Raw genomic sequence first — 25,115 nt, forward strand, 5'->3', positions numbered from 1 at the left:
CCGCGACAGGCCCGGACCGGGAGCGCCCACGCACATGACTGTTCCATCCCGGGGGGAGACCCCCGGACCCCCTGTGCAGGACCGACTGACGCACATCGACGAGGCCGGCGCCGCCCGCATGGTCGACGTATCCGGGAAGGACGTGACCGCGCGCACCGCCCGCGCCAGCGGACGCGTCCTGGTCTCACCCCGTGTCGTCGAGCTGCTGCGTGGCAAGGGGGTCCCCAAGGGTGACGCCCTTGCCACCGCGCGCATCGCGGGCATCATGGGGGCCAAGCGCACGCCGGACCTGATCCCGCTGTGCCACCCGTTGTCGGTGTCGGGTGTCAAGATTGATCTGTCGGTCGCGGACGACGCCGTCGAGATCCTCGCCACCGTGAAGACCACCGACCGTACGGGCGTCGAGATGGAAGCCCTCACCGCGGTCAGCGTGGCGGCCCTCACCGTGATCGACATGGTCAAGGCGGTCGACAAGGGGGCGGTCATCACGGACGTGAGGGTGGAAGAGAAGACGGGCGGGAAGTCGGGCGACTGGAGCCGGGCATGACGGCATCGTCGTATCGAGCCCTGGTGGTCACGGCCTCCAATCGCGCCGCAGCCGGGGTCTACGAGGACAAGGGCGGTCCCCTGATCGCCGAGGGGCTCGCGAAGTTCGGCTTCGCGGTGGACGGCCCGCAGGTCGTCCCCGACGGCGACCCGGTCGAGGCCGCCCTGCGCGCGGGCACCGACGCCGGGTACGACGTCATCGTGACCACCGGTGGTACGGGGATCTCGCCGACCGACCGGACGCCCGAGGCGACGCGGCGGGTGCTCGACCATGAGGTGCCGGGCATTCCCGAGGCCATCAGGGCGTTCGGAAGAGAGAAGGTCCCGACGGCGGCGCTGTCCCGGGGGCTCGCCGGAGTCGCCGGACGGACGCTGATCGTCAACCTGCCGGGCTCCACCGGCGGGGTGCGGGACGGCCTCGCTGTCCTGGAGCCCCTTTTGATCCACGCCGTCGACCAGATCCGCGGCGGCGACCACCCCAGACCTCATGGCAGTGGGGGTGCGAGCTGAACAGCCCATCCTGGCCCGTCGAGCTGGTGGACGGCGATGTCGTCCTTCGGCCCATAAAGCTGCGCGACCAGCGGGTCTGGCGCGAGGTGAACCGGCGCAACCGGGACTGGCTGCGGCCTTGGGAGGCGACCATCCCGCCGCCCACCCCCAGCGGCCCGATCGCGCACCGGCCGACCTACCGCCAGATGGTCCGGCATCTGCGCGCCGAGGCCAACGCGGGCCGGATGCTGCCCTTCGTGATCGAGTACCAGGGCCGGCTCGTCGGGCAGCTGACGGTCGCCGGAATCACCTGGGGATCGATGTGCTCCGGGCACATCGGCTACTGGGTGGACCAGGGGGTCGCGGGCCGCGGGGTGATGCCGACGGCCGTGGCGCTGGTGACCGACCACTGCTTCCGCGCCGTCGGACTGCACCGCATCGAAGTCTGTATTCGCCCCGAGAACAGGCCGAGCCGCCGGGTCGTGGAGAAACTCGGATTCCGTGAGGAAGGGCTTCGTCCACGTTATCTGCACATCGACGGGGCCTGGCGCGACCATCTCGTGTACGCGCTCACCGCCGAAGAGGTGCCCGATGGGCTGCTCGGACGCTGGCGCCGGACGCGCTCGGCGCAGACCCGCTCGGAGCAGGTGGGATCGGAGCAGGCGGGCTCGCAGAACCAGAGCAAGCCGGGGAACGCCGGCTAATTGAATGGATGTTCGAAATTGACCGATCGGCGATCGCCTTGAGTCCGTCTCCGGTCATTGAATTCACGGTCCCGGCGGCCTGCTGATCGCATCGGTCGCAAAAAAAGCTCGAAATATCAGCCAGATCGTGCGACACACCGGCGCAATTGGCAGATGGCCTCACGCAAACCCCTCTACCGTGTGAGACGTGAGCAGCAGCGGCCTCATCTACGCAGTCATCGTCGGGGCCTGGGCCGCCTACTTGGTGCCGATGTGGCTCCGTAGGCAGGACGAGCTGAACGAAGCCCGTCCGACGGAACGCTTCAGCACCGCCATCCGGCTGCTGTCCGGACGGGCGGGTATGGAGCGTCGGTACGCCAAGGACCTGCGGGCGCGCTCCGCCGAGGAGGGGGAGCTCAGCGCCGACCCGGACGGCGTCACCGATTCGGTGGACGTCCGGGCCTTCGCCATGCCTCCGACCCGGCCGCAGGCGCAGGTCCAGCACCGGCCGCAGGTGCAGGAGCGGGTTCAGCCGTCGTCCCCGGCGCACTCGGAGACGGCGCCTCCGGCCGCCGCCCGGCAGGGGGCCGCGCGCGAGGCCCCGGGCGCCGCCAGACCCGTACCCCAGCAGGCGGCCAAGTCCGTACCGCAGCAGTCGCCCATGTCCGCGCCGAAGCCGTCGGCCAAGTCCGCGTCCCGGCGTGTGCCGGGCGCGCGGCGTGGTTCTTCGGCGGAGGCCGCAGCGCGTGCCCGGCGCTCGAAGGTGCTCGCGCGCCGACGGCGTACGACGGTGATGCTCTTCCTCGCCTTCACGCTCGGCGCGATCGTGGCGGCTGTGGGCGGGCTCGCCTTCCTGTGGGCGCCCGGCGTGCCCGCGGTGATGCTGAGCGCGTACATCGTGTATCTGCGGGCCCAGGAGAAGCGCCGCTTCACCTACACGATGGACCGGCGCAGGGCCGAGGCCGCGGCGCAGCGGCTGCGGGAGCGGCAGCCGCGCCGGCGGCCGACCGTCGACCCCGGAGCCGACGAGCCGGACGAGGGATCGGAGCCGGAGACCGACTCCGGCCTCTCCGCGCTCGCGGCCGACCGCCGCGCGCTCGTCGAGCAGACCGACCACGCGGAGTGGGTCGACCAGCAGCGCGAGCGCCAGCGCGGTCCCGGCCAGGGCGACAGCTGGGACCCCGTGCCGGTTCCGTTGCCGACGTACGTGACCGCGCCGGTCGCGCCCCGGGCCACGCCCAGCGTCGACCTGGGGGCGCCGGACGCGTGGAGCTCCGCGCGCTCCAGCGCCGTGGAACCGTCCGCGCGGGAGGCCGAGCCGGCCGCCGAGGAGCCGTCCGACGAGGCGGAGGCCGTCGACGACGGCCGCAGTGACGCGCGTCGCGCCGCGTCCGCCCGGCGCGCCCGCGAGCGCGGTCGTACACCGCTCTTCGACCAGTACGAGGACGGGGGACGGCCGCGTGCGGCCAACGAGTGACGGGTGTGACGACGGGGGTTCGGGAGTCCCTGGCTGACCAGCCAGGAACGGATTTCCGGGCACCTCGATGGGGATGCTAGAGTTTCACTCGTTGCAAGGGCCTGTGGCGCAGTCCGGTAGCGCACCTCGTTCGCATCGAGGGGGCCAGGGGTTCAAATCCCCTCAGGTCCACGCAGCAGCTGTTCTTGAGGTAACTCGGGGACAGTTGACGAGATCCCGTCCGATCTGATTGATCGGGCGGGATCTTTGTTTTCCCGGGCTGCCACAACTCGTGCCCGACCTGCGGGCGTTGCCGTAGGGTGCTCGCTGCGCCGAGCACGGGGGAGAGCATGCACACCGCAGCGGACTTGTCGACCACCCCTACGGCGCCCCTGAGGATCCCGGCCTTCCGGCGATTCGTGCTGGCCAACCTGATCTCCGTCACCGGGTCCGCGATGGCGCCTCTCGCGCTCGCCTATTCCGTGATCGAGCAGGGCGGCGGAGCCGGGGCCCTCGGCCTTGTGCTCGCCATGAACACCGTTCCGACCGTGGTCTTCCTCCTCGCGGGCGGAGTCCTCGCGGACCGTCTGTCACGGAGCCGGATTCTCTTCCTCGGCAATCTGCTGGCGGCCGCGGCCCAAGGGACGCTGGCCGCGACCGTCGCCACCGGCCACGCGACGACAACCTCCATCGCCGTCTGCGGGTTCGCCTCGGGAACCGCCGTGGCCTTCACGATGCCCGCCGCCCAGGGCGCCGTGGGCCAGATCGTTTTCCGGGAGCATCTGCAGCAGGCCAATGCCCTGCTCAGGCTCCCGAGCAACGCGGTCAAGGTACTCGGCCCCGTCATCGGTGGACTCGTCGTCGCGGCCGCCGGTCCGTCCTGGGCTCTGGCCTGGGACGCGCTCACCTTCGCCGCCGCGGCCCTGCTGCTGCTCGGCCTGCGCCTGGACGCTCCGCTCACCGCGGGCAGCGCGCTCGGCGATCTGCGAGCGGGGTGGACCGGTTTCTGGTCACGCACCTGGCTGTGGACCTACACGGCCGCCGGAACCGTCCTCGTCGCCGCGTGGTTGGCCGGCTTCCAGCTCCTCGGGCCGGTCGTCGCCGCGGAGCAGTACGCGGGCGCACGGGACTGGGGGCTGGTCCAGGCTGCCTTCGCGTCGGGGCTGCTGGCCGGGACACTGGTGTGCTTGCGCTGGCGCCCGCACCGGTTGCTGGCCGTGGCCGTCGCGACCAGTTCCGCCCTCGCGCTGCCCCTGGTCGCCATGGGATGGGGGCTGCCGCTGCCTTGTGTGCTGCTCGCCGCCCTGCTCGCCGGGGTCGGGCTCGATGTCGCGATCGTCGCGTGGACCACGGCCTTCCAGCAACACGTACCCCAAGCCGAGTTGGGACGCATGAGCGCGTTCAACAGCGTGGGGGAACTCCTCGCCATTCCCTTCGGCTATCTGATCACCGCTCTCGCCGTCCATGCCTGGGACGACCGGACGGTGCTCATGGCGTGCGCCGGCCTCATCCTTGCCGCCGCCGTCCTCAACCTGTGCATCCCGGACGTGTACCGCATCAATCGCCTTCCGGTAGAGGACCAGGGGGCGCGGAACGGGTCAATCCCCTTGGCCGACGCCGGTCATGGCGAGGTCCGGGAGGACGGCGAGGGTCAGGTCGCGGGGTAGCGCTTGGGGGCCGGAGCCCCTCGGTTCGGGCTTGGCCGAGGGCCGCCCCCATGCGGTCGCGGCCACGATCGGAGCTCTACAGCGCCTTGGCGTAGCAGAGGCTCAGTTCGTGGAAGCGGTAATGGCCGAACTTGGCGCAGGGCTCGTAGTCGCTCGACGCGTAGAGGGCGACCGCCTCAGGCTGCTTGGAGCCGGTTTCCAGGACCATGCGGGTGCGGCCGGCCGCACGGGCGTCGGACTCGAGGGCGGCCAGGATGCGGCGGGCGAGGCCGAAACCGCGGGCCTCGGGAATCACGTACATGCGCTTGAGCTCGGCGTCGCCGTTCGAGTAGCCCTCGTCGTTCTCGTCCTGGGCGCGCCAGCCGCCCGTGGCGACCGGGCGGTCCCGCTCGTCGTACGCGATCAGGTAGAGCCCGAGCGGTGGGGCGAACATCGACGGGTCGAGGTGGGTGGCGTCACCCTCGTCTCCGTAGCGCTCGGCGTATTCGGCCTGCACCTGGTCGTTGAGCTTGACGGCGTCGGGGTGGTCGAAGGCGACTGGGCGGATATCCATGCAGCTTACCGTACATCTATGCAATCGGTGAGGGGTACCGATCGGGTTCGGATCGGCGGTACCGATTAAGTATCGTGCCCGGGTGCCGGCGGTGACCTCGGACAGGGTGTCCCGTTGATCGCGCCGGCAATGAGGCCGAGGAGAGTGCTTTGCTGACGGTGACCTCTGTGAATGTGAACGGACTTCGGGCCGCTGCGAAGAAGGGCTTCGTGGAGTGGCTCGCGGGGACCTCCGCGGACGTGCTGTGCCTTCAGGAGGTGCGGGCCGAGCCCCAGCAGCTGCCGCGGGAGGTTCTCGAGCCGGCCGGATGGCATGTCGTGCACGCTCCCGCCGCCGCCAAGGGGCGCGCGGGTGTGTCCCTTTACACACGCCGTGAGCCGGATCGTGTGCGGATCGGGTTCGGGTCCGAGGAGTTCGACTCCAGTGGACGCTACGTCGAGGCCGACCTGCCCGGTGTCACCGTCGCCAGCCTCTATCTGCCCTCCGGTGAGGTCGGGACCGAGCGGCAGGACGAGAAGGTCCGGTTCATGGGGGAGTTCCTCGAGTATCTGAAGGCGCTGCGGGTGCGGGCCGCCGCTGATGGGCGCGAGGTGCTCGTGTGCGGTGACTGGAACATCGCCCACCGCGAGGCCGACCTCAAGAACTGGAAGGCGAACAGGAAGAACTCCGGATTCCTGCCCGAGGAGCGGGAGTGGCTGGGGCGGGTCTTCGCCGATGAGGACGGCGGGTACGTCGACGTCGTGCGGGCGCTGCATCCCGATGTCGAAGGGCCGTATACGTGGTGGTCGTATCGAGGGCGGGCGTTCGACAACGACGCAGGTTGGAGGATCGACCTGGCCGTTGCCACGGCAGGGCTCGCGGGGCGCGCGGTCAAGGGGCTCGTGGAGCGGGCCGCCAGTCATGAGCAGCGGTGGTCGGACCATGCCCCCGTGACAGTGGTCTTCGAGTCCTGACGAGTGCTGGGTGTGCCGTCTGGATCGGCCCACCCAGCACTCGGGTCTCGGCCCACCCCCTGTGCGGCAGGGGATTCCTCAATGGCGAAGGTCAGGCGTGAGATGTCCGGTCCGGCCGGTCGGAGTGCATGCCTGCCGGCGCGGAGCGCACTTCACCTCGGGCAGTAGCGCGACCCATGTAGTCGCCGTACGGATAGCCAGCAGGGCCGTTGTCGTCCCCCGCTTGCGGCGCGTGCCGTTGGAACGCGCCAGGAGGACGTCTTGCGGAGCCTGGAACTCGTCCTCGGCGAGCGGGTGTTCAAGACCCTTGCCGTCGGCTGAGTCGCCGGTCCAGCGCCATGGACAGCTCCGCTTCCACCACGCTCTTCGCCAGCGGGCGCAGGCGCTGGAGGTCCTCGGTCGTGCGGTCCTCGGTGAGGACGAGGGTGGTGAAGAGCTGGGCGAGCGCGTCGGCGTGATCGCGCACACGCCGGGCGGCCGTCAGGACGTCCGCGAGCGGGATGCCCTCGCGGACCAGGGCCGCCGAGACGTCGAGCAGGCGGCGGCTGATGTGGACGATCTCGCCGCCGTCGGTGCCGAGGTAGCCGAGGTCGAGCGCCGCGGCGAGGTTCTCCGGGGTCGCCTGGCCCGCGAAGGCGTCGGCCAGTTCCTCGGGAGAGAGGCGGACGGGGGTCTCCTCGGTGGGCTCGCCGAGGCCCAGCAGCTCGCCCACGTCGCGGCCGTGGTCGAAGGCCTCGGCCAGCTCGGCGATGCCGCTCAGGGTGTGGCCGCGTTCGAGCAGCGCCGAGATCGTGCGCAGGCGGGCCAGGTGTGTGTCGTCGTACCAGGCGATACGGCCTTCGCGGCGGGGCGGCGGTATGAGCTTGCGCTCTCGGTAGAAGCGCAGGGTGCGCACGGTGATGCCGGCCTCCTTGGCCAGCTCCTCCATCCGGTACTCACGCTTCTCCGCCACGTGCGCACCCTACGTCGTACCCCCGGTAACTTTCCCGGTCGCGACCCCTACCCATCAGTACGCGGCTGCTCTACTCTCCCCATTGCGCCAGTGTTCACTGGCAGGGTCGTGCGGCTAGGGAGGCGTCGGGATGACCGAGCACGAACATGTCCGAGTGGCGGTGATCGGGTCCGGGTTCGGCGGTCTGGGAGCGGCCGTACGGCTGCGCCGCGAAGGGGTCACCGACTTCGTCGTCCTGGAGCGCGCCGACAGCGTGGGCGGCACCTGGCGGGACAACAGTTATCCCGGGTGTGCCTGCGACGTACCCTCCCACCTGTACTCGTTCTCCTTCGCGCCCAACCCCGACTGGCCGCGCACCTTCTCCGGGCAGGAGCACATCCGCGCGTACCTGGAGCATGTGGCGGACGTCTTCCGGCTGCGGTCGCATCTGCGCTTCGACACCGAAGTGAAGATGATGACCTGGGACGCGGAGAAGCTGCGCTGGGGGATCGAGACCAGCAGCGGGTTCCTCACGGCGGATGTCGTCGTCTCCGCCACCGGGCCGCTCTCCGACCCCAAGATCCCGGACGTCCCGGGGATCGACACCTTCCCCGGCAAGGTCTTCCACTCGGCCCGCTGGGACCACGACTACGACCTGCGCGGCAAGCGCGTCGCCATGATCGGCACGGGGGCGTCGGCCATCCAGATCGTGCCGTCCATCCAGCCGAAGGTCGCCGGGCTCACCCTCTTCCAGCGCACTCCGCCCTGGGTGATGCCGCGTGTGGACCGGGCCATCAGTGGCGCCGAACGCTGGATCCATCGCCAACTGCCCTTCACCACGCAGGCCCGGCGCGGACTCCTGTGGGGCATCCGGGAGTTGCAGGTCCAGGCGTTCACCAAGCGGCCGAACGAGCTCGGCATGGTGGAGCAGCTGGCCAAGCGGAACATCGCCCGCGCCGTCAAGGACCCGGAGCTTCGCAGGAAGCTGACTCCCGACTACCGGATCGGCTGCAAGCGGATCCTGCTGTCCAACACGTACTACCCGGCGCTCACGCAGCCGAATGTGGACGTGGTTGCCTCCGGGCTCGCCGAGATCGACGGCTCCACGCTCATCGCCGCCGACGGCAGCACCACCGAGGCCGACGCGATCGTCTTCGGCACGGGCTTCCACGTCACCGACATGCCGATCGCGGAGCGGGTCGTCGGGGCGGAGGGCAAGACGCTCGCCGAGGTGTGGCGGACCGGTATGAAGTCGCTGCGCGGGGCCACCGCGGCCGGCTTCCCCAACTGGATGACGATCATCGGGCCCAACACCGGCCTCGGGAACTCGTCGATGATCCTGATGATCGAGTCCCAGCTGAACTACATGGCCGACTTCGTACGGCAGTTGGACGTGCTCGGCGGGCGTGCGGCCCTCGACGCGCGCCCCGGCGCCGTGGACGCCTGGAACCACAAGGTGCAGGAGCGCATGAAGCGCACGGTGTGGAACACCGGTGGCTGCACCAGCTGGTACCTCGACGCCAACGGCGTGAACACCACCATCTGGCCCGGCACGACGAGCGAGTTCCGCACGGCCACCCGGCGCGTGGACCTGGGGGAGTACGAGGTCGTTCGGGCTCCGAAGGCACCGGCCGCCGGCGCCTCCTCCGCCCAGTCCCCGGCCAAGTCCCGTTCCAAGAAGAAGGTGGAGGCCGAAGCGTGAGCCGACTGATGCATGTGGCGCACGGGGCGTACGCGCCGCCCGCGCCCGCGCGCGAGCTGACCGCCGTCTCCGCCGACGGCGCGCGACTGCACGTAGAGGTGCACGGGCCCGAGGGCGCGCCCGCGGTCGTTCTCGCGCACGGCTGGACCTGCTCGACCGCCTTCTGGGCGGCGCAGATACGGGACCTCGCCGCCGACCACCGGGTCATCGCGTACGACCAGCGCGGTCACGGGCGCAGCCCCGCGAGCGCCACGTGCGGCACGGATGCGCTCGCCGACGACCTGGAGGCCGTGCTCGCGGCCACGCTCGCGCCCGGCGAGAAGGCCGTGCTCGTGGGGCACTCCATGGGCGGGATGACGCTCATGGCCGCCTCGGCCCGGGCGCGCTTCCGGGAGCACACGGTGGCCGCGCTGCTGTGCAGTACGGGGAGCTCGCGGTTGGTCGCGGAGGCCCGGGTGGTGCCCATGCGCGCCGGGCGGCTACGGACGCGTATCACCCGGTCCGTCCTCGGATCGCGCGCTCCGCTCGGGCCGGTCACGCCGCTCGCCAGGCGGATCCTCAAGTACGCGACGATGGGCCCCGGTTCGTCACCCGGCATGGTCGAGGCGTGCGCGCGGATCGTGCACGCCTGTCCGCGCAAGGTGCGGTACGCATGGTCGGTCGTCCTCGAACTGCTCGATGTCGACCACGGCGTACGGGAGCTGCGGGTGCCGACGGCGGTCGTCGTCGGGACGGCGGACCGAATGACGCCGGTCGTGCACGCGCGCGCTCTGGTGGCCGCACTGCCGAACTGCGTCGGGATCACCGAGTTGCCGGGGCTCGGACACATGACACCGGTGGAGGCGCCCGAGCTGGTGACCGCGCGCATCCGCGAACTCGTCACCACATACGCCTCAGGGGCACCGGAAGCCGTAGAGATGAAGGAGGGCGCATGAGCAGGGTGAGCCTGGAAGGACAGGTCGCGGTCGTCACGGGCGCGGCGCGGGGCGTCGGTGAACTCCTCGCCCGCAAACTCTCCGCGCGCGGCGCCAAGGTCGCGCTCGTGGGCTTGGAGGCGGACGCGCTCAAGCAGGTCTCGGAACGGCTGCACAGCGACAGCGACCACTGGTACGCCGACGTCACCGACCACGAGGCGATGGCGCGGGTCGCCGAAGAGGTCAAGCAGCGGTTCGGGAAGGTCGACATCGTCGTCGCCAATGCGGGGGTGGCCAGTGGCGGGCCCTTCGTGGACTCCGATCCGGTCGCCTGGCGGCGCGTCATCGAGGTCAATCTGATCGGGTCGGCGGTCACGGCGCGGGCGTTCCTGCCCGTGCTGATGGAGAGCCGGGGGTATCTGCTGCAGATCGCCTCGCTCGCCGCCATCACTCCGGCGCCGATGATGACCGCGTACTGCGCGTCCAAGTCGGGCGTGGAGGCGTACGCGCACAGCCTGCGTGCCGAGGTCGGTCACAAGGGCGTCCGCGTCGGGGTCGGGTATCTCTCGTGGACCGACACGGACATGGTGCGGGGCGCCGACCAGGACGAGGTGATACGCGAACTGCGGCAGCGGCTGCCGTGGCCGTCCAACAAGACGTATCCGCTGGGTCCCGCGGTGGACCGGATCGTCGCCGGGATCGAGCGGCGGTCGAGTCATGTGTACGCGCAGTGGTGGCTGCGCGGGATGCAGGGCGTGCGCGGGTATCTGCCCGGGATCATCGGGGCGGTCGGGCAGCGCGAGATGCGGCGGTTCGAGCCACGGCTCGCGGGCGTGGCTACGGGGCTGGTCGGGGCCGGTGGTGCCGCCGACGAGCAGCAGCGGCAGGGCACTTCACCTTGAGTCATACGGTGTGGCTCACCGTGAGTAACTGATCGAAATGCGCGCTATGTTCCCCCGTGTAAGTCTGGTCGAGGCCCAATCCCCTCACCCACTATGGGAGTGAAACCTCATGGGCATGAAGGACCAGTTCCAGGACAAGGCCGAGCAGATGAAGCAGCAGGCCAAGAAGAAGATGGGCGACCCCAAGGAAGAGACGCGGGAGCGTTCCTCGCAGAAGCAGGGCTCGCAGAACCAGCGTTCGCAGAACCTGCGTGAGGACGAGCGCATGCAGCAGGAGGCCCAGGAGCGCTTCGACCAGGACTACGACGTCTGATCGTTGCGCCTGGCTGCGCCGGCTTTACCCGGGACGGGGTGCCCTCTTGACGGAGGGCACCCCGTTCTTGCGTTGGCTGCTGCTGGGCGGATCCACATCGCCCTGCGGGACGCGCATCGCCCTGCGGGACGATTGAGCACAGTGCGCGCGACGATTGCGCACAGCGGCACAGCGGCACAGCGGCACAGCGGCACAGCGGTGGCGGTTCGGCTACCACCTACCTACCTGGCGGTCGCCAACGGCTAGTTCGTGGGCCTCGGCGGGAGTTTCGGTCTCGTGCCGTCCGGGACCTGTGAGTAGTCCGGTGGGGATGCCGCGGGGTTGGACTTCAGTAGGTCGAGGGCCAGTTGGATCGCGTCGTCGAGTTGGGCGTGGCGGCCCTCGGCCCAGTCGAGGGGGGTGCGGAGGATCTCCAAGTCCGGGATGACACCCCGGTTTTCGATGGACCAGCCGTACGCGTCGAACCAGGCCGCGTTCATCGGAACCGTGATCACCGTGCCGTCGCCGAGACGGTGGCGGCCGGTCATGCCGACGACGCCGCCCCAGGTGCGCTGGCCGATCACCGGGCCCAGCTTCAGCAGCTTGAACGCCGCCGTGATCATGTCGCCGTCCGACGAGGTCGCCTCGTCCGCCAGGGCGACCACCGGTCCCCGCGGCGCGTTCGACGCGTACGACACCGGCTGGGCGTTGCGCGTCAGGTCCCAGCCCAGGATCTTGCGTGTCAGCTTCTCCACGACGAGCTCGCTGATGTGGCCGCCCGCGTTGCCGCGTACGTCCACGATCAGCGCGGGCCGGGACAGCTCCATGCGCAGATCGCGGTTGAACTGGGCCCAGCCCGAGCCGCCCATGTCGGGGATGTGCAGATACCCGCACATGCCGTGGCTCAACTCCCGTACTACTTCACGCCGTTTGGCCACCCAGTCCTGGTAGCGAAGGGGCCGTTCGTCGATCAGGGGCACCACGGCGACCCGGCGCGAGCGGCCCTCACCCTCCGCCGGGGTGAACGTCAGCTCCACCGTCGTACCGCCCGCGCCGGCCAGGAGGGGATACGGGCCCGTCACCGGGTTCACGGGACGGCCGTCGACGTGGGTGAGCACCGCACCCTCGCGAATACCCGTACCGGCGAGAGGGGAGCGGGCCTTGGAGTCGGACGAGTCGCCGGGGAGAATCCGCTTGATCATCCAGCTGCCGTCGCGACGGACGAAGTTGGCGCCCAGCAGGCCCTGCCAGCGCTGGTAGTGGGGCGGGCCCTCGTTGCGGCGGGCGGCGGAGACGTACGCGTGGGACGTGCCCAGTTCGCCCAGCACCTCGCGCAGCAGGTCGGCGAACTCGTCCGGTGACGCGACCCGTTCGACCAGGGGACGGTACTGCGCGAGCACCGCGTCCCAGTCGATGCCGCACATGTGAGGTTCCCAGAAGTAGTCCCGGATGATGCGGCCCGCCTCCGCGTACGCCTGACGCCATTCGGCGGGCGGGTTCACGGTGTGCAGGATACGGCGCAGATCGATCCAGACCGTCGTGTCGCTGTCGCCGGCCTCGGTGGAGGGGACGGCGCGCAGGTCGCCCTCGTCCACGACGACCAGCCGGGTGCCGTCGCCGCTCACCGAGAACCAGTCCAGATGCTCGACGAGTTCGGACTTCTTCGCCTTGCCGAGATTGAAGTACTCGAGGGTCGGGCGGCCCGACAGGTCGGCCGGGTTCACGAAGGTCTCGCCCAGCGCGCCCGAGATCGGCCAGCGCAGCCAGACGAGGCCGCAGCCCGCGACCGGTTGCAGCGCCGAGTACTTGGAAGCGGTGACCGGGAAGGGGGTCACCCGGCTCTCCAGGCCTTCGATTTCGACGGTCGCCATGCCGCTGTCGCCCGCCTCGTCCTCGATCGGGTCCAGGCCCCCGGCGACCGGACGCCCCTCGGGGTTCAGCGCGAAGGGGGAGGGGGTCGCGGAGGACAGCGGCACCAGATAGGGCCTGCAGCCGAGCGGGAAGGAAAGGTCCCCGGTGTGCACGTCGTACACCGGGTCGAAGCCGCGCCAGGACAGGAAGGCCAGATAGCGGCCGTCCCGGGTGAACACCGGGTTCTCGTCCTCGAAGCGACCGTTGGTGACGTCGACGATCAGGCGGTCCTTTATCCGCGCCATCTTGATCTGGCGCAGGGAGCGGCCGATGCCCGGGTGCGACCACGCCAGCCACGCCCCGTCCGGCGAGAAGGCCAGATCCCTCACCGGCCCGTTGATGGACCGAATGAGTTCGGTGACCTCGCCTCCCCCGGACTCCTCGCTCGCGTCGAGCAGCAGCAGCCGCCCGTCGTTCGAGGCGATCGCGAGGCGCTCGCCCTGCGGGTCCGACACCAGCTCCTGTACGCGGCCCAGCTCCCCGGAGGCGAGCCGGCGCGGCTCGCGGTCGCCGCTGGCGCGCGGGAGGAACGCGATCTCGACGGCGTCCTCGCCCTCCGCGTCCGTGACGTAGGCGACCTGACCGCCCGAGCCGAGCATCTCGGGGAGCCGGACCCGTACCCCTGGGGTGTCCGTGATCGTGCGGGCGGGGCCTTCGCGGTGGGTGAGCCAGTACAGGCTGCCGCGTACGACGACGGCGCTCGCGCGGCCCGTCTCGTCCACGGAGATGCTGTCGATGTTCTGGGTGGCCGGCACCTGGTAGGTACGGCGTCCCGCGCGCGGTCCGCCCAGACGGACGTCGAGGCGGCGCGGGATCGACTCGGCGGACAGGTCGTCGACGATCCACAGGTCGCCGGCGCACTGGTAGACGACCCGGGTGCCGTCGCTGGAGGCGTGCCGGGCGTAGAAGGCGTCGTGGTCGGTGTGCCGGCGCAGGTCGGAGCCGTCGTACGCGCACGAGTAGAGGTTCCCGATGCCCTCGTGGTCGGAGAGGAAGGCGATGCGGTCGCGGACGAACATGGGGCAGGCGAGATGGCCCTCGAGGTCGGCGAGCAGCTGCTGACCGTGCATCCAGAGCCGGCCCATCGCTCCGCCCCGGTACCGCTTCCAGGAGGCCGGCTCGTGCGGCGGGGTGCCGGTGAGCAGTAGGGTCTTGCGCTCGCCGTCGATGTCGGCGGTGGCGATGTGCGAGACCGGGCCCCAGGGCATCTTGCCGCCCGGGTCGCCGTTGGTGGGGACCTTGTAGGCCCAGGTGAAGTACGAGAAGGGCTCGCCGTGCGAGGCCACGGCGAGGATGTCGCCGTCGGGGGTCCAGCCGCAGACCTGGGTGTCCGCGCTGCCCCAGTAGGTGAGCCGCCTGGCGGGACCGCCGGCCACCGGCACCAGATGGATCTCCGGGACGAAGCTGCGCCAGCTCGTGTACGCGATGTGGCGGCCGTCGGGGGAGAAGCGGGGATGGCCGACCTTGGTGCGGTCCACGGTGACCCGCCAGGCGCGGCCCGGCCCGACGAGGGGGGCCAGCCACAGGTCGTCCTCGGCCGCGAAGCACAACAGGTCGCCGCTGAGGTGCGGGAAGCGCAGGTATCCGGGTGCGTGGTCCGCGCCGGTCGCGTTCTCGTCGGTGATCGCCTGCTCGTCGGTGATCACGTGCTCGTCGATCGTCGCCTGCTCGTGCTCGTCGCTCACCTACCCATGCTTTTCCGCTGGGCGGGCCCCGGCAACTCGTAGCTTTGCCGGCGGGCCCTGGCAACTCGTGGCTTTTCCGTTCGAAGGGCCTCGGCAACCAGTGAAAACGGACCGGTGACCCAGAACACGTACGAAACGGTTTCGTTTCGTTGGCTCTCAGGGTATCTTCGGAGACGTACGCAAGAGACGTACGAAACCGTGTCGTTCGGAGCCCTGCCGCTCCGGGCGCGGAGCAGGAGAAGGTGAGTGCGATGACTGAGACCGCGACGGCGCGACGCAGTCGGATCACGCCGGAGCGCGAGGCCGAGCTGTACGCGGCCGTGCTCGACCTGCTCCGGGAGGTCGGCTACGACGCGCTGACCATGGATGCCGTCGCCGCGCGCACCAAGTCCAGCAAAGCCACCCTCTACCGCCAGTGGGGCAGCAAGGCCGAACTGGTCGTCAGGGCGATGCGGCACAGCAAGCCGGTCAACATCGCCGATATCGACACGGGGTCCCTGCGGGGCGACTTCCTCGCGCTGCTGGCGCGCGAGGACGACTGCGTCATGGAGCGGAACTCCGCGCTGATGCGGGCCCTGGCCATGGCGGTGCACTCCAACCCCGATCTCCTCAAGGCCTTCCGTGAACTGCTCATCGAGCCGGAGATCGTGGAGATGCGCAAGGTGCTCCAGCGCGCCGTCGACCGGGGTGAGATCCGTCCGGACAACCCCGCGATGGACTACGTGCTGCACATGGTGATCGGCGGCTTCGCCGCCCGCACGTTCATCGACGAGCTGCCACCGACGCAGGAGTTCCTCCGCAAGTACTTCGAAGCCGTGGTCTTCCCCGCCCTCGGTGTCTGAACCTCCGCCAACTCACCTGTAATACCCACCTGTTGCACCTGACGCGCGACCGCTCACGTCGTCGGGCTGATCCCCCCTGCCCCCACTCGGGTGATCACACCAGCCCCTGCCATCCCACGACCTGACCGGGAGAACGCCCTCGTGGCCACGTTCCTCTACAAACTCGGCCGACTCGCCTTCAGGCGACGGCACTTCGTCGCCCTGATCTGGGTGGCACTGCTGACGCTCGCGGGCGTCGGCGCCGCCTCCGCGCCCACCGCGGGAGCGTCCTCCTTCTCGATTCCCGGCACCGAGGCGCAGAAGGCCTTCGACCTGCTGGAGAGCCGTTTCCCCGGCATGAGCGCCGACGGAGCGACCGCGCGGGTGGTCTTCAAGGCGCCCAGCGGCGAGAAGATGTCGGACAAGGACAACAAGGCCACCGTCAAGAAGACCGTCAAGGCGCTCGGCGACGGCTCCGAAGTCACCTCCGTCACCGACCCTTTCAAGGCGAAGGCCGTGAGCAAGGACGGCTCGATCGCCTACGCGCAGGTGAAGTACAAGGTCTCCGGGATGGAGTTGAAGGACTCCTCGAAGGACGCCCTGAAGGAGACCGCGCAGGAAGCTCGGGATGCCGGGCTGACCGTCGAGGTCGGCGGTGACGCCCTCCAGGCGACGCCCGAGACCGGATCCACCGAGGTCATCGGTATCGCGGTCGCCGCGGTCGTGCTCGTCATCACCTTCGGTTCGCTGATCGCGGCCGGGCTGCCGCTGCTGACCGCGCTGATCGGTGTCGGCATCGGCGTCTCCACCATCACCGCCCTCGCCAACGCGCTCGACCTCGGCACCACCACGTCGACGCTGGCGATGATGATCGGCCTCGCGGTCGGCATCGACTACGCGCTGTTCATCGTCTCCCGCTACCGGGCCGAGCTGGCCGAGGGCCGCGAACGTGAGGAGGCGGCCGGGCGGGCCGTCGGCACGGCGGGCTCCGCGGTGGTCTTCGCGGGTCTGACGGTCGTGATCGCGCTGGTGGGCCTGTCGGTCGTCAACATCCCGATGCTGACGAAGATGGGCGTCGCTGCGGCAGGCACGGTCGCCATCGCCGTACTCATCGCGCTGACCATGATTCCCGCGCTGCTCGGGTACGCGGGCCGCAAGGTGCAGCCCGCCGGCAAGAAGAGCAAGCTGCTCGGCGGCGGTCGCTCCGCCAAGAAGGAGAGCAAGCCCAACATGGGCACGCGCTGGGCGAGCTTCGTCGTGCGCCGTCCGCTCGCCGTCCTGCTGCTCGGCGTCGTGGGTCTGGGTGCGGCGGCGATTCCGGCGACCTCGCTCGAACTGGGTCTGCCCGACGACGGTTCGCAGCCGACGTCCACCACGCAGCGCCGCGCCTACGACCTGCTGTCCGAGGGCTTCGGGCCCGGTTTCAACGGCCCGCTGATGGTCGTCGTCGACGCGAAGGCGAGCGACGGCCCGAAGGCGGCGTTCACCAAGGTGCGCAACGAGATCAAGGACCTCAAGGGCGTCGTGACGGTGACCCCGCCGGCGCCCAACAAGGCGGGCGACACCGCGACGATCACGGTGATCCCGGACTCCAAGCCCTCCTCGGTCAAGACCGAGGACCTGGTGCACGCGATCCGCGACGACGGCGCCGACGTCAAGGCGGACACCGACGCCACGGTGCTCGTCACCGGCACGACGGCGATGAACATCGACTTCTCGCAGAAGCTCAACGACGCGCTGATCCCGTATCTGGCGCTGGTGGTCGGCCTCGCCTTCCTGCTCCTGATCGTGGTCTTCCGCTCGATCCTGGTTCCGCTGAAGGCGGCCCTCGGCTTCCTGCTCTCGGTGATGGCCGCGCTCGGCGCAGTCGTCGCGGTCTTCCAGTGGGGCTGGCTGTCCGGCCTCATGGGCGTCGAGGAGACCGGCCCGATCATGTCGATGATGCCGATCTTCATGGTGGGCGTCGTCTTCGGTCTCGCCATGGACTACGAGGTCTTCCTCGTGACCCGGATGCGCGAGGCGTACGTCCACGGGGAGAAGCCCGGTCAGGCCATCGTGACCGGCTTCAAGCACGGCGCGCGGGTGGTGACGGCGGCGGCCGTCATCATGATCGCGGTGTTCTCCGGCTTCATCGGCTCCAGCGAGTCGATGATCAAGATGATCGGCTTCGGCCTCGCGATCGCCGTCTTCTTCGACGCGTTCATCGTGCGCATGGCGATCGTTCCGGCCGTCCTGGCCCTGCTGGGCAAGAAGGCCTGGTGGCTGCCGAAGTGGCTGGACCGCGCGCTGCCGAACGTCGACGTCGAGGGCGAGGGCCTGCGGGCGCTCGACAGGAAGTCTATGAACGAGGACGACGATCGGGCACTGGCCCGGGTCTGAGTACGCCTCAACCGCGGTGAGGCGCCCCACGCACGCGCGCGTGGGGCGCCTCACCGGCATTCATCGGGCTTTTCCCGGTCTGTGAAGTCGCCGACCGACCCGCTCGGCCCCGCGTCGAGCGGTATGTGGCCGTCTCGCTAGCCGCGCCCGCGCGATGTCGCGCCGTGTCCGACCGGAGTGGCTGACAGGCCCGCGGACGCTGTCGTGCGCGTCGTCGCCGTGTACGTCCGACGCAGGAAACGCATCAGGGCTTTCGAGTCGAGCTGTACGACCGCCACCCCTTCCGGTGAGTGGAACTCCAGGACGGTCTGCACCCGGCCGCACGGCCAGACGCGGACGTCTCCGCTGCTCGCCGGGACGCGCAGTCCCTTCTCCAGCAACTCACGGGGGAACACCCACTCATGGGGGCCGGGCAAGGTGATGTGCACCTGGCGGGAATCGCCCTCGGGGTCGTAACGGAGGGCCACCGGGACGGCTCGATGCTCGTCCTCGGGGGAGTCGGCGGTGTCGGTGACGATATGGGCGCGGGCGTACTGTTCGACGGCGTACATGAACCGACTCCTTACGCTGCGTTAGCTGTGTGGAATCTGTGAATCCGTCACCATTCCAATGTCGCACATCTCACGGAAAACGCTTCCGGATCAATCGGTGCGATCCTCCAGGACGCGCCCGCAGGGCTATTCGTGAGTGACTCGCTCTTGCAAGCTATTCGCAACAAGGCACTATCATCGAACGGTGCATGTGCCTGACGGATTCATCAACGCCCCGGTCTCCGCGGTCACCGGAGTAGTCGCCGCCGGTGCCATCGCCGTGAGCCTGCGCGGCGCCCGCCGCGAACTCGACGAGCGAACCGCCCCGCTCGCCGGCCTGGTCGCCGCCTTCATCTTCGCCGTACAGATGCTGAACTTCCCTGTCGCCGCCGGGACCAGCGGACATCTGCTCGGCGGCGCGCTGGCCGCGATACTCGTCGGCCCCTGCACCGGCGTCCTCTGTGTCTCGGTGGTCCTGCTGATGCAGGGCATCCTCTTCGCGGACGGCGGCCTCACCGCGCTCGGCGTGAACATCACGGACATGGCGATCGTGACCACGGTCGTCTCGTACGCCGTCTTCCGGGGCCTGGTGAAGGTGCTTCCGCGCAAGCGGCGCTCCATCACCGTCGCGGCCTTCGTCTCCGCGCTGCTCTCCGTCCCGGCCGCCGCCGTCGCCTTCACCCTCATCTACGCGATCGGCGGCACCACCGACGTCGCGATCTCCAAGGTCGCCACCGCCATGATCGGGGTGCATGTCCTCATCGGCATCGGCGAGGCCGCCATCACCGCGCTCACCGTCGGCGCCGTCATCGCCGTACGACCCGACCTCGTGTACGGCGCCCGCGGCCTCCAGCAGCAGCTCAAACTGCGCGTGAACGGGGAACTGGTCGACGCCCCCACGACCGTCGCCCCCGTCGCCGGCCGCTCCTCGCACCGCAAGGTGTGGATCACCGGCCTCGTCACCTCCCTCGTCCTCGCCGGATTCGTCAGCTTCTACGCCTCCGCCAGCCCCGACGGCCTGGAGAAGGTCGCCAAGGACAAGGGCATCGACCAGAGGGTCGAGAAGCACGCCACGGAGGACTCCCCGCTCGCCGGTTACGGCGTCAAGGACATCTCCGACGCCCGGATCTCCGGCGGCCTCGCGGGCGTGATCGGCGTCGGCGTCACCGTCGTCGCGGGCAGTGGCGTCTTCTGGGCGATCCGCAGGCGCCGCAGCGCCGACGCGTCTGCCGTCTCCCTCCCCGAGAGCGTCTGACGTGGGCGCGGGTCACGCCCACCGGCTCTACCGGCACGGGCACTCGCCCGTGCACGCCCTGCCACCGCACACCAAACTCGCCGCGGCCTTCGCCTTCGTGGTCGTGGTCGTCTCCACCCCGCGCGAGGCGATGTGGGCGTTCGCGCTGTACGCCGCGCTGCTGGCGACGGTCGCGTACAAGGCCCGCGTACCGGCCGGATTCCTGCTCCGACGGCTGCTGATCGAGATCCCGTTCGTCGCCTTCGCCGTGCTGATGCCGTTCGTGGCGGAGGGCGAGCGGGTGGACGTGCTGGGCATGTCGTTGAGCGTCAATGGCCTGTGGGGCGCCTGGAACGTGCTCGCCAAGGGAACGCTGGGCGTCGCCGCCTCCGTACTCCTCGCGTCCACCACCGAACTGCGCGAACTGCTCCTCGGTCTGCAGCGGTTGAAGCTCCCGCCACTGCTCGTGCAGATCGCCTCCTTCATGATCCGGTACGGCGACGTCATCACGGACGAGATACGGCGGATGCGGATCGCACGGGAGTCGCGCGGCTTCGAGGCCCGTGGTGTGCGGCACTGGGGGGTGCTCGCGAAGTCGGCGGGCGCGCTGTTCATTCGCTCCTACGAACGTGGGGAGCGCGTGCATCTCGCCATGGTGAGCCGGGGGTATGCCGGTTCGATGCCGGTCATCGACGAGGTGACCGCATCCCGGGCGCAATGGTCGTACGCCCTCGCCCTCCCGTTCGCCGCCCTTGTCGTATGTCTGCTGGGATGGACGCTGTGACCCCCTCTCTGGAAGTGGCCGGACTGGCCTTCGCCTACCCCGACGGGCACCAGGCCCTCTTCGGCGTGGACTTCACCATCGGGCGTGGCGAGCGCGTCGCGCTGCTCGGCCCGAACGGCGCCGGCAAGACGACGCTCGTGCTGCACCTCAACGGCATCCTGAGCGGCGGCACCGGCAGCGTGACGGTGGCCGGACTGCCGGTCGGCAAACGGCACATGGCGGAGATCCGGCGCAAGGTCGGCATCGTCTTCCAGGACCCGGACGACCAGCTGTTCATGCCGACCGTCCGGGAGGACGTCGCCTTCGGCCCGGCCGCGGCGGGGATGAAGGGCGCCGAGCTGGAGGAGCGGGTCCATGCGGCGCTGGAGCGGGTCGGCATGGAGGCCTTCGCCGACCGTCCTCCGCACCACCTCTCCTTCGGCCAGCGGCGCCGGGTGGCCGTCGCGACGGTGCTGGCGATGGAGCCGGAGATCCTCGTCCTCGACGAGCCGTCCTCCAACCTCGACCCCGCCTCACGGCGCGAACTCGCCGACATCCTGCGGTCGTTGGACGTCACCGTCCTCATGGTCACGCACGACCTGCCGTACGCCCTCGAACTGTGCCCCCGGGCACTCGTCCTGAGCGAGGGCGTGATCGCGGCCGACGGGAAGACCGGCGAACTGCTCTCCGACGACGAGCTCATGCGCACACACCGTCTGGAGCTCCCCTTCGGGTTCGACCCGCGCTCCGTGACCATGGGCGCGTGAACCACGGGCGCGTGAACCCCGGACATGTGAACAATGGGCGCGTGACGAAACTAGACGACGTCGGGTCCGTCGGTTCCGCCGGAACGGTCGGCTCGGCCGGCTCGGCCGGATCGCTGCTCCTCGACGAGCAGCTGTGCTTCGCGCTGTACGCCGCCCAGCGCGCCGTGACCGCCGCGTACCGCCCGCTGCTGGAGGAGCTCGGTCTCACCTACCCCCAGTACCTGGTCCTGCTGGTCCTCTGGGAACGCGGCGAGACCACGGTCAAGGAGCTCGCGACCGCGCTGCACCTGGACTACGGCACGGTGTCGCCGCTGCTCAAGCGGCTGGAGTCGGCGGGGCTGGTGCGCCGTGAGCGGTCGGCGCACGACGAACGCTCCGTGCTGGTCGCACTCACCGGCCGCGGCGAGATGCTCAGGGAGCGCGCGGAGGAGGTACCGCAGGCGCTGCTGACTGCGACGGGCGTGAGCGAGGCCGAGGTCGCGCGGCTCCGGGAGGAGCTGTGGCGCCTGGCGGAGCGCGCGGAAGGGGCGGCGGCGCGAGGGCGCTGACGGCGCCCCTGGAACGCTCATCGAGGGTTACCCACGGTTTCTACCCCCTGGTAGTACGGATCTCCGTACTGGCGGGTACCTTGTGCACGATGTACTTGCACACCCGTGTGCTGCCTGCCGTTCCGCTCGCCGAGTTGTATGCCCTGGGGGAGGTCCCGCTGTGATCGACGGCACCGTTGTCGACACCCGTCCGACGAAGATCATGTACGTCGCCGAGGCCACCGCGCACGGCGGCCGGGACGGATACGTCACCAGCCAGGACGGCCGGCTCGAACTGAAGGTCGCGATGCCGCCCGCGCTCGGCGGCGACGGCAACGGCACCAACCCGGAGCAGCTGTTCGCGGCCGGCTACAGCGCCTGCTTCCACAACGCGCTGGTGCTGGTGGGCCGCCGCGCCGGGTACGACCTCTCCGGCTCCACCGTCGCCGCGAAGGTCGGCATCGGCCCGAACAAACAGCGCGGCTACGGCCTCGCGGTCGCCCTGAGCGTCTCGCTCCCCGTCGTCGACCAGGACCTGGCGACGAAGCTCGTGGACGCGGCCCACGATGTCTGCCCGTACTCGAACGCCACCCGCGGCAACATCGAGGTCACGATCCTGCTGGGCTAGGAATCGAAGGCTGTAGGTGTGTGTTGCACTCACTGTTGGCACAGGTGACGACAGGGAGCGCGGGCGTGGACGTGAACGGCACAGTGGCCGAGGGCTTCGAGCCGGTCAGGGAAGCGTTCGTACGCAACTTCGAGACGCTCGGGGACCGGGGCGCCGCCGTCACCGTGTACCGCGACGGGCACAAGGTCGTCGACCTGTGGGGCGGCACACGGGACGTCGACGGCAGCGAGCCCTGGCAGCACGGCACCGCGCAGATCGTGCGCTCCGCGACCAAGGGCGTCGCCGCTGCCGTACTGCTGCTGCTCGCCCAGCGCGGGGTACTCGACCTGGACGCTCCGGTCGGCCAGTACTGGCCGGAGTACAAGGCGGCGGGCAAGGAGAGCACCCTCGTCCGGCATGTGCTCGCGCACCGGGCCGGGGTGCCCGTTCTCGACCGTCCGCTCACGCCGGCCGAGGCGGCGGATCCCGATCTCGCGGCCGCGGTGGTGGCCGCGCAGGCACCGGCGTGGGAGCCGGGGGCGGAGCACGGGTATCACGCGCAGACCTACAGCTGGCTGACCGGTGAGCTGGTCCGGCGGGTGACCGGGCGCTCGATCGGCGCGTGGATCGCGGACGAGGTGGCCGGGCCGCTCGGACTGGATCTGTGGGTCGGGCTGCCGGAGGCGGAAGCGGGGCGCGTGGGCAGGGTCGCGCAGGTCGAGGCCCCGTCGGCGCCCGGGGGCCTGAAGACCCGCCCCAAACGGGCGGTCTCCGAGGCGTATGCGGATCCGTCGTCCCTCACCCGGCGCGCCTTCGCCGCGATCACTCCACTGCCGGACGAGAACGATCCGGCGTACCGGGCGGCGATGCTGCCCGCGTCCAACGGCATCGCCACGGCGGAGGGGCTGGCCCGGTTCTACGCCGCGCTGATCGGGGAGGTGGACGGCGTACGGCTGTTCACGCCGGCCACCGTGGAGCGGGCCCGCGCCGAACAGTCCGCCGGCCCCGACCGCGTCCTCGTCGTCAACACCCGCTTCGGCCTCGGCTACATGCTCCACGGCACCGCCTCGCCCCTGCTCTCCCCGGGCTCCTTCGGTCACCCCGGCCGCGGCGGCGCCCTCGGCTTCGCCGACCCCGACACGGGCATCGCCTTCGGCTACGTCACGAACGGCTTCCGCAAGAGCGTGACGGCGGACCCGCGGGCCCAGGCGCTGGTACGGGCCGTACGTCTGTCCCTCGGGGGCTGAACTCCTGCCCTGGGGGGCTGAGGCCGGGGTGGGGCGCACAGCTCGGCGCTCATGGGGCGGCGCTGTGCCCACCCGTGCCGCCCCTGGCGGCGCACATGCCCACAGCTACGAACGCTGTCGCGGCACCCTGCACACGCCGGTCGGCCCACCCACCGGGCGGCGGCCTATCCCGCGTGCAGCATCAGACCGATGCCCAGCACCAGGAGCCCCGCTGCCGCGATGCGAGGCGCTCCGAAGCGTTCTTTGAAGAAGATCGCGCCGATGGCCGCGCCGACGATGATCGAGGACTCGCGCAGGGCGGCGATCGGGGCGAGCTCGGCGCGGGTCTGGGCCCAGAGCACCAGCCCGTACGCCGCGACGGAGAGCGCCGCGCCGAGGAAGCCGACGGCGGCGAACGGCCGCAGCACGGACACCAGTTCACCGCGCAGGCGGTACACCGCGTACGCCGGGATCACCACACCCTCGACGGCCATCAGCCAGGCGATGTACCCGAGGGAGGACCCGGAGGCGCGCACGCCCAGCCCGTCGACGACGGTGTACGCGGCGATCGACACCCCGGTCGCCAACGCGGCCCCGATCGCGGCCCAGTTGGGCCGCCGCCCGCGCAGCCCCCACAGCGCGACACCCGTCAGCCCCGCGCAGGACAGCGCGATGCCCGACGCGGCCCACCCGTCGGGCACCTCGTGCGCGAAGACGGCCGCCAGCGCCGTGACGATCAGGGGAGCGGTCCCGCGGGCGATCGGATACGCCTGCCCGAAGTCGCCGAGCCGGAACGACCGCATCAGCAGCACGTAGTACGCGACGTGGATCACGGCGGAAGCGATGAGGTAGGGCCACGCCCCGGACGCCGGGAACGCCACGAACGGCACCATGACGAGACCGATCAGCATGCCGCCGCCCGCGATCAGCGTGAACCCGACCAGCTTGTCGCTGATGCGGTGCGCGATCGCGTTCCAGCTGGCGTGGGTGACCGCGGCGAGCAGCACCGCCGCGGTGACGGCCGGCGTCACGCGGTCGGCTCGCGCACGTCCACCAGGGTGCCGCCGGCGTGGGCGATCAGGCTCTTGGGGTCCATCGGGAAGACGGTGTACGGCGTGCCCGCCGCGGCCCACACCGTGTCGTGGTCGAGCAGCGAACGGTCCGCCAGGACACGGGTCCTGGTGCGGTGCCCGAAGGGCGGTACGCCACCGATCGCGTACCCCGTGGTCTCGCGCACCACGTCCGCCTTGGGCCGGGTCACCTTCTCGGCGCCCAGCTCCCGCCGGACGAGCTCCACGTCGACCCGCGACGCGCCGTCCATCAGCACCAGCACCGGCACTCCGTCCGCCGCGAAGATCAGCGACTTGCAGATCTGGCTCAGCTCGCAGCCGATCGCGGCGGCGGCCTCGACCGCGGTGCGGGTCGCGTCCGGGAAGCGACGGATTCGCCCGTTCACCTCATCGAGGCCCAACTCCCGCAGGGCCTCGGCGAAACGGGGATGGGCGGCGGTCCCGGCGCGGGAGCGCTCTTCGGCGGCGTTCTCGTCGGTGGCGGTCATGAACGGCACGCTAGCGGTC

24 protein-coding genes and 1 tRNA gene are annotated in these 25,115 nt (G+C 70.3%); 19 read left to right on the forward strand and 6 right to left on the reverse strand.

Translation table 11 applies throughout. The features are described from left to right. The first annotated feature begins 34 nt into the window (after positions 1 to 34). The 6 genes from moaC to ACIBK0_RS43655 all read left to right on the forward strand — a co-directional run bounded on the left by moaC (position 35) and on the right by ACIBK0_RS43655 (position 4,841). The gene (gene moaC, locus ACIBK0_RS43630) at positions 35 to 547 is read left to right on the forward strand and encodes a cyclic pyranopterin monophosphate synthase MoaC (RefSeq protein WP_399093314.1); all 513 of its coding nucleotides are present in this window, start codon (positions 35 to 37) and stop codon (positions 545 to 547) included. Next, entirely contained in the window at positions 544 to 1,056 is a 513-nt protein-coding gene (locus tag ACIBK0_RS43635; RefSeq protein ID WP_399093317.1) for a molybdenum cofactor biosynthesis protein B, read from the forward strand. The genes moaC and ACIBK0_RS43635 overlap by 4 nt, the downstream gene beginning before the upstream one ends. 26 nt (positions 1,057 to 1,082) lie before the next feature. Next, positions 1,083 to 1,739: a GNAT family N-acetyltransferase gene (locus ACIBK0_RS43640; protein WP_399093320.1), complete on the forward strand. Its 657-nt coding sequence runs from the start codon at positions 1,083 to 1,085 to the stop codon at positions 1,737 to 1,739. A 187-nt stretch (positions 1,740 to 1,926) separates the two neighbouring features. Then, the gene (glpR, locus tag ACIBK0_RS43645) at positions 1,927 to 3,195 is read left to right on the forward strand and encodes a gephyrin-like molybdotransferase receptor GlpR (protein WP_399093323.1); all 1,269 of its coding nucleotides are present in this window, start codon (positions 1,927 to 1,929) and stop codon (positions 3,193 to 3,195) included. Positions 3,196 to 3,292: 97 nt separating this feature from the next. Next, a tRNA-Ala gene (locus ACIBK0_RS43650) sits at positions 3,293 to 3,366 on the forward strand. Positions 3,367 to 3,524: 158 nt separating this feature from the next. Beyond that, positions 3,525 to 4,841, forward strand: coding sequence for an MFS transporter (locus ACIBK0_RS43655; protein ID WP_399093326.1), 1,317 nt, complete (start codon positions 3,525 to 3,527; stop codon positions 4,839 to 4,841). A gap of 76 nt (positions 4,842 to 4,917) precedes the next feature. On the opposite strand, the gene ACIBK0_RS43660 is transcribed toward ACIBK0_RS43655, so the two are convergent. Beyond that, entirely contained in the window at positions 4,918 to 5,394 is a 477-nt protein-coding gene (locus ACIBK0_RS43660; RefSeq protein WP_399093329.1) for a GNAT family N-acetyltransferase, read from the reverse strand. A gap of 158 nt (positions 5,395 to 5,552) precedes the next feature. On the opposite strand from ACIBK0_RS43660, the gene ACIBK0_RS43665 reads away from it, so the two are divergent. Beyond that, positions 5,553 to 6,347, forward strand: coding sequence for an exodeoxyribonuclease III (locus ACIBK0_RS43665; RefSeq protein ID WP_399093332.1), 795 nt, complete (start codon positions 5,553 to 5,555; stop codon positions 6,345 to 6,347). 298 nt (positions 6,348 to 6,645) lie between these two features. On the opposite strand, the gene ACIBK0_RS43670 is transcribed toward ACIBK0_RS43665, so the two are convergent. After that, complete coding sequence (locus tag ACIBK0_RS43670; protein WP_399093389.1) at positions 6,646 to 7,275, reverse strand: MerR family transcriptional regulator; 630 nt, start codon at positions 7,273 to 7,275, stop codon at positions 6,646 to 6,648. 154 nt (positions 7,276 to 7,429) lie between these two features. Between ACIBK0_RS43670 and ACIBK0_RS43675 the strand changes: the two genes are divergently transcribed. From ACIBK0_RS43675 to ACIBK0_RS43690, 4 genes are all read left to right on the forward strand, one after another. Continuing rightward, entirely contained in the window at positions 7,430 to 8,980 is a 1,551-nt protein-coding gene (locus ACIBK0_RS43675; RefSeq protein WP_399093335.1) for a flavin-containing monooxygenase, read from the forward strand. Next, a complete protein-coding gene (locus ACIBK0_RS43680) occupies positions 8,977 to 9,915 on the forward strand; it encodes an alpha/beta fold hydrolase (RefSeq protein ID WP_399093338.1) in 939 nt (312 codons plus the stop codon). Before ACIBK0_RS43675 ends, ACIBK0_RS43680 begins: the two co-directional genes overlap by 4 nt. Beyond that, the gene (locus tag ACIBK0_RS43685) at positions 9,912 to 10,796 is read left to right on the forward strand and encodes an SDR family oxidoreductase (RefSeq protein ID WP_399093341.1); all 885 of its coding nucleotides are present in this window, start codon (positions 9,912 to 9,914) and stop codon (positions 10,794 to 10,796) included. The genes ACIBK0_RS43680 and ACIBK0_RS43685 overlap by 4 nt, the downstream gene beginning before the upstream one ends. A 115-nt stretch (positions 10,797 to 10,911) precedes the next feature. Further along, positions 10,912 to 11,109, forward strand: coding sequence for a hypothetical protein (locus tag ACIBK0_RS43690; RefSeq protein ID WP_399093344.1), 198 nt, complete (start codon positions 10,912 to 10,914; stop codon positions 11,107 to 11,109). A 242-nt stretch (positions 11,110 to 11,351) separates the two neighbouring features. Here the strand turns inward: ACIBK0_RS43690 and ACIBK0_RS43695 are convergent, their stop codons facing one another. After that, a complete protein-coding gene (locus ACIBK0_RS43695) occupies positions 11,352 to 14,624 on the reverse strand; it encodes a S41 family peptidase (protein ID WP_399093392.1) in 3,273 nt (1,090 codons plus the stop codon). 311 nt (positions 14,625 to 14,935) lie between these two features. Between ACIBK0_RS43695 and ACIBK0_RS43700 the strand changes: the two genes are divergently transcribed. Both ACIBK0_RS43700 and ACIBK0_RS43705 read left to right on the forward strand, forming a co-directional pair. Beyond that, entirely contained in the window at positions 14,936 to 15,526 is a 591-nt protein-coding gene (locus ACIBK0_RS43700) for a TetR/AcrR family transcriptional regulator (protein WP_399093347.1), read from the forward strand. Positions 15,527 to 15,667: 141 nt separating this feature from the next. Continuing rightward, positions 15,668 to 17,884, forward strand: coding sequence for an MMPL family transporter (locus ACIBK0_RS43705; RefSeq protein WP_399093350.1), 2,217 nt, complete (start codon positions 15,668 to 15,670; stop codon positions 17,882 to 17,884). 137 nt (positions 17,885 to 18,021) lie between these two features. Here ACIBK0_RS43705 and ACIBK0_RS43710 read toward each other — a convergent pair whose 3' ends face one another. Beyond that, positions 18,022 to 18,435, reverse strand: a complete 414-nt coding sequence (locus ACIBK0_RS43710; RefSeq protein ID WP_399093353.1) for an SsgA family sporulation/cell division regulator — start codon at positions 18,433 to 18,435, stop codon at positions 18,022 to 18,024. A 184-nt stretch (positions 18,436 to 18,619) separates the two neighbouring features. On the opposite strand from ACIBK0_RS43710, the gene ACIBK0_RS43715 reads away from it, so the two are divergent. From ACIBK0_RS43715 to ACIBK0_RS43740, 6 genes are all read left to right on the forward strand, one after another. Next, positions 18,620 to 19,669, forward strand: a complete 1,050-nt coding sequence (locus ACIBK0_RS43715; protein ID WP_399093356.1) for an energy-coupling factor ABC transporter permease — start codon at positions 18,620 to 18,622, stop codon at positions 19,667 to 19,669. A 1-nt stretch (position 19,670) separates the two neighbouring features. Further along, the gene (gene cbiQ, locus ACIBK0_RS43720) at positions 19,671 to 20,432 is read left to right on the forward strand and encodes a cobalt ECF transporter T component CbiQ (RefSeq protein ID WP_399093359.1); all 762 of its coding nucleotides are present in this window, start codon (positions 19,671 to 19,673) and stop codon (positions 20,430 to 20,432) included. Beyond that, positions 20,420 to 21,178, forward strand: coding sequence for an energy-coupling factor ABC transporter ATP-binding protein (locus ACIBK0_RS43725; protein WP_399093362.1), 759 nt, complete (start codon positions 20,420 to 20,422; stop codon positions 21,176 to 21,178). Before cbiQ ends, ACIBK0_RS43725 begins: the two co-directional genes overlap by 13 nt. A gap of 113 nt (positions 21,179 to 21,291) precedes the next feature. Further along, a complete protein-coding gene (locus ACIBK0_RS43730; RefSeq protein ID WP_399093395.1) occupies positions 21,292 to 21,726 on the forward strand; it encodes a MarR family winged helix-turn-helix transcriptional regulator in 435 nt (144 codons plus the stop codon). A gap of 202 nt (positions 21,727 to 21,928) precedes the next feature. Then, the gene (locus tag ACIBK0_RS43735; RefSeq protein ID WP_399093398.1) at positions 21,929 to 22,333 is read left to right on the forward strand and encodes an organic hydroperoxide resistance protein; all 405 of its coding nucleotides are present in this window, start codon (positions 21,929 to 21,931) and stop codon (positions 22,331 to 22,333) included. Between the two features lie 65 nt (positions 22,334 to 22,398). Further along, a complete protein-coding gene (locus tag ACIBK0_RS43740; RefSeq protein ID WP_399093365.1) occupies positions 22,399 to 23,559 on the forward strand; it encodes a serine hydrolase domain-containing protein in 1,161 nt (386 codons plus the stop codon). 164 nt (positions 23,560 to 23,723) lie between these two features. On the opposite strand, the gene ACIBK0_RS43745 is transcribed toward ACIBK0_RS43740, so the two are convergent. Both ACIBK0_RS43745 and ACIBK0_RS43750 read right to left on the reverse strand, forming a co-directional pair. Then, complete coding sequence (locus tag ACIBK0_RS43745; RefSeq protein ID WP_399093368.1) at positions 23,724 to 24,569, reverse strand: EamA family transporter; 846 nt, start codon at positions 24,567 to 24,569, stop codon at positions 23,724 to 23,726. Continuing rightward, positions 24,566 to 25,096 (reverse strand): YbaK/EbsC family protein, encoded by a 531-nt coding sequence (locus tag ACIBK0_RS43750; protein ID WP_399093371.1) that lies wholly within the window; start codon positions 25,094 to 25,096, stop codon positions 24,566 to 24,568. Before ACIBK0_RS43750 ends, ACIBK0_RS43745 begins: the two co-directional genes overlap by 4 nt. Positions 25,097 to 25,115: the final 19 nt, after the last annotated feature.

The sequence above is a fragment of the Streptomyces sp. NPDC050564 genome (assembly GCF_044457265.1).
Lineage (GTDB): Bacteria > Actinomycetota > Actinomycetes > Streptomycetales > Streptomycetaceae > Streptomyces.

Coding starts and splice junctions, on each gene's coding strand:
- moaC (WP_399093314.1), top strand. CDS start 35: ATGACTGTTCCATCCCGGGGGGAGACCCCCGGACCCCCTGTGCAGGAC.
- ACIBK0_RS43635 (WP_399093317.1), top strand. CDS start 544: ATGACGGCATCGTCGTATCGAGCCCTGGTGGTCACGGCCTCCAATCGC.
- ACIBK0_RS43655 (WP_399093326.1), top strand. CDS start 3,525: ATGCACACCGCAGCGGACTTGTCGACCACCCCTACGGCGCCCCTGAGG.
- ACIBK0_RS43660 (WP_399093329.1), bottom strand. CDS start 5,394: ATGGATATCCGCCCAGTCGCCTTCGACCACCCCGACGCCGTCAAGCTC.
- ACIBK0_RS43670 (WP_399093389.1), bottom strand. CDS start 7,275: ATGGAGGAGCTGGCCAAGGAGGCCGGCATCACCGTGCGCACCCTGCGC.
- ACIBK0_RS43675 (WP_399093335.1), top strand. CDS start 7,430: ATGACCGAGCACGAACATGTCCGAGTGGCGGTGATCGGGTCCGGGTTC.
- ACIBK0_RS43685 (WP_399093341.1), top strand. CDS start 9,912: ATGAGCAGGGTGAGCCTGGAAGGACAGGTCGCGGTCGTCACGGGCGCG.
- ACIBK0_RS43690 (WP_399093344.1), top strand. CDS start 10,912: ATGAAGGACCAGTTCCAGGACAAGGCCGAGCAGATGAAGCAGCAGGCC.
- ACIBK0_RS43700 (WP_399093347.1), top strand. CDS start 14,936: ATGACTGAGACCGCGACGGCGCGACGCAGTCGGATCACGCCGGAGCGC.
- ACIBK0_RS43710 (WP_399093353.1), bottom strand. CDS start 18,435: ATGTACGCCGTCGAACAGTACGCCCGCGCCCATATCGTCACCGACACC.
- ACIBK0_RS43725 (WP_399093362.1), top strand. CDS start 20,420: ATGGACGCTGTGACCCCCTCTCTGGAAGTGGCCGGACTGGCCTTCGCC.
- ACIBK0_RS43735 (WP_399093398.1), top strand. CDS start 21,929: ATGTACGTCGCCGAGGCCACCGCGCACGGCGGCCGGGACGGATACGTC.
- ACIBK0_RS43750 (WP_399093371.1), bottom strand. CDS start 25,096: ATGACCGCCACCGACGAGAACGCCGCCGAAGAGCGCTCCCGCGCCGGG.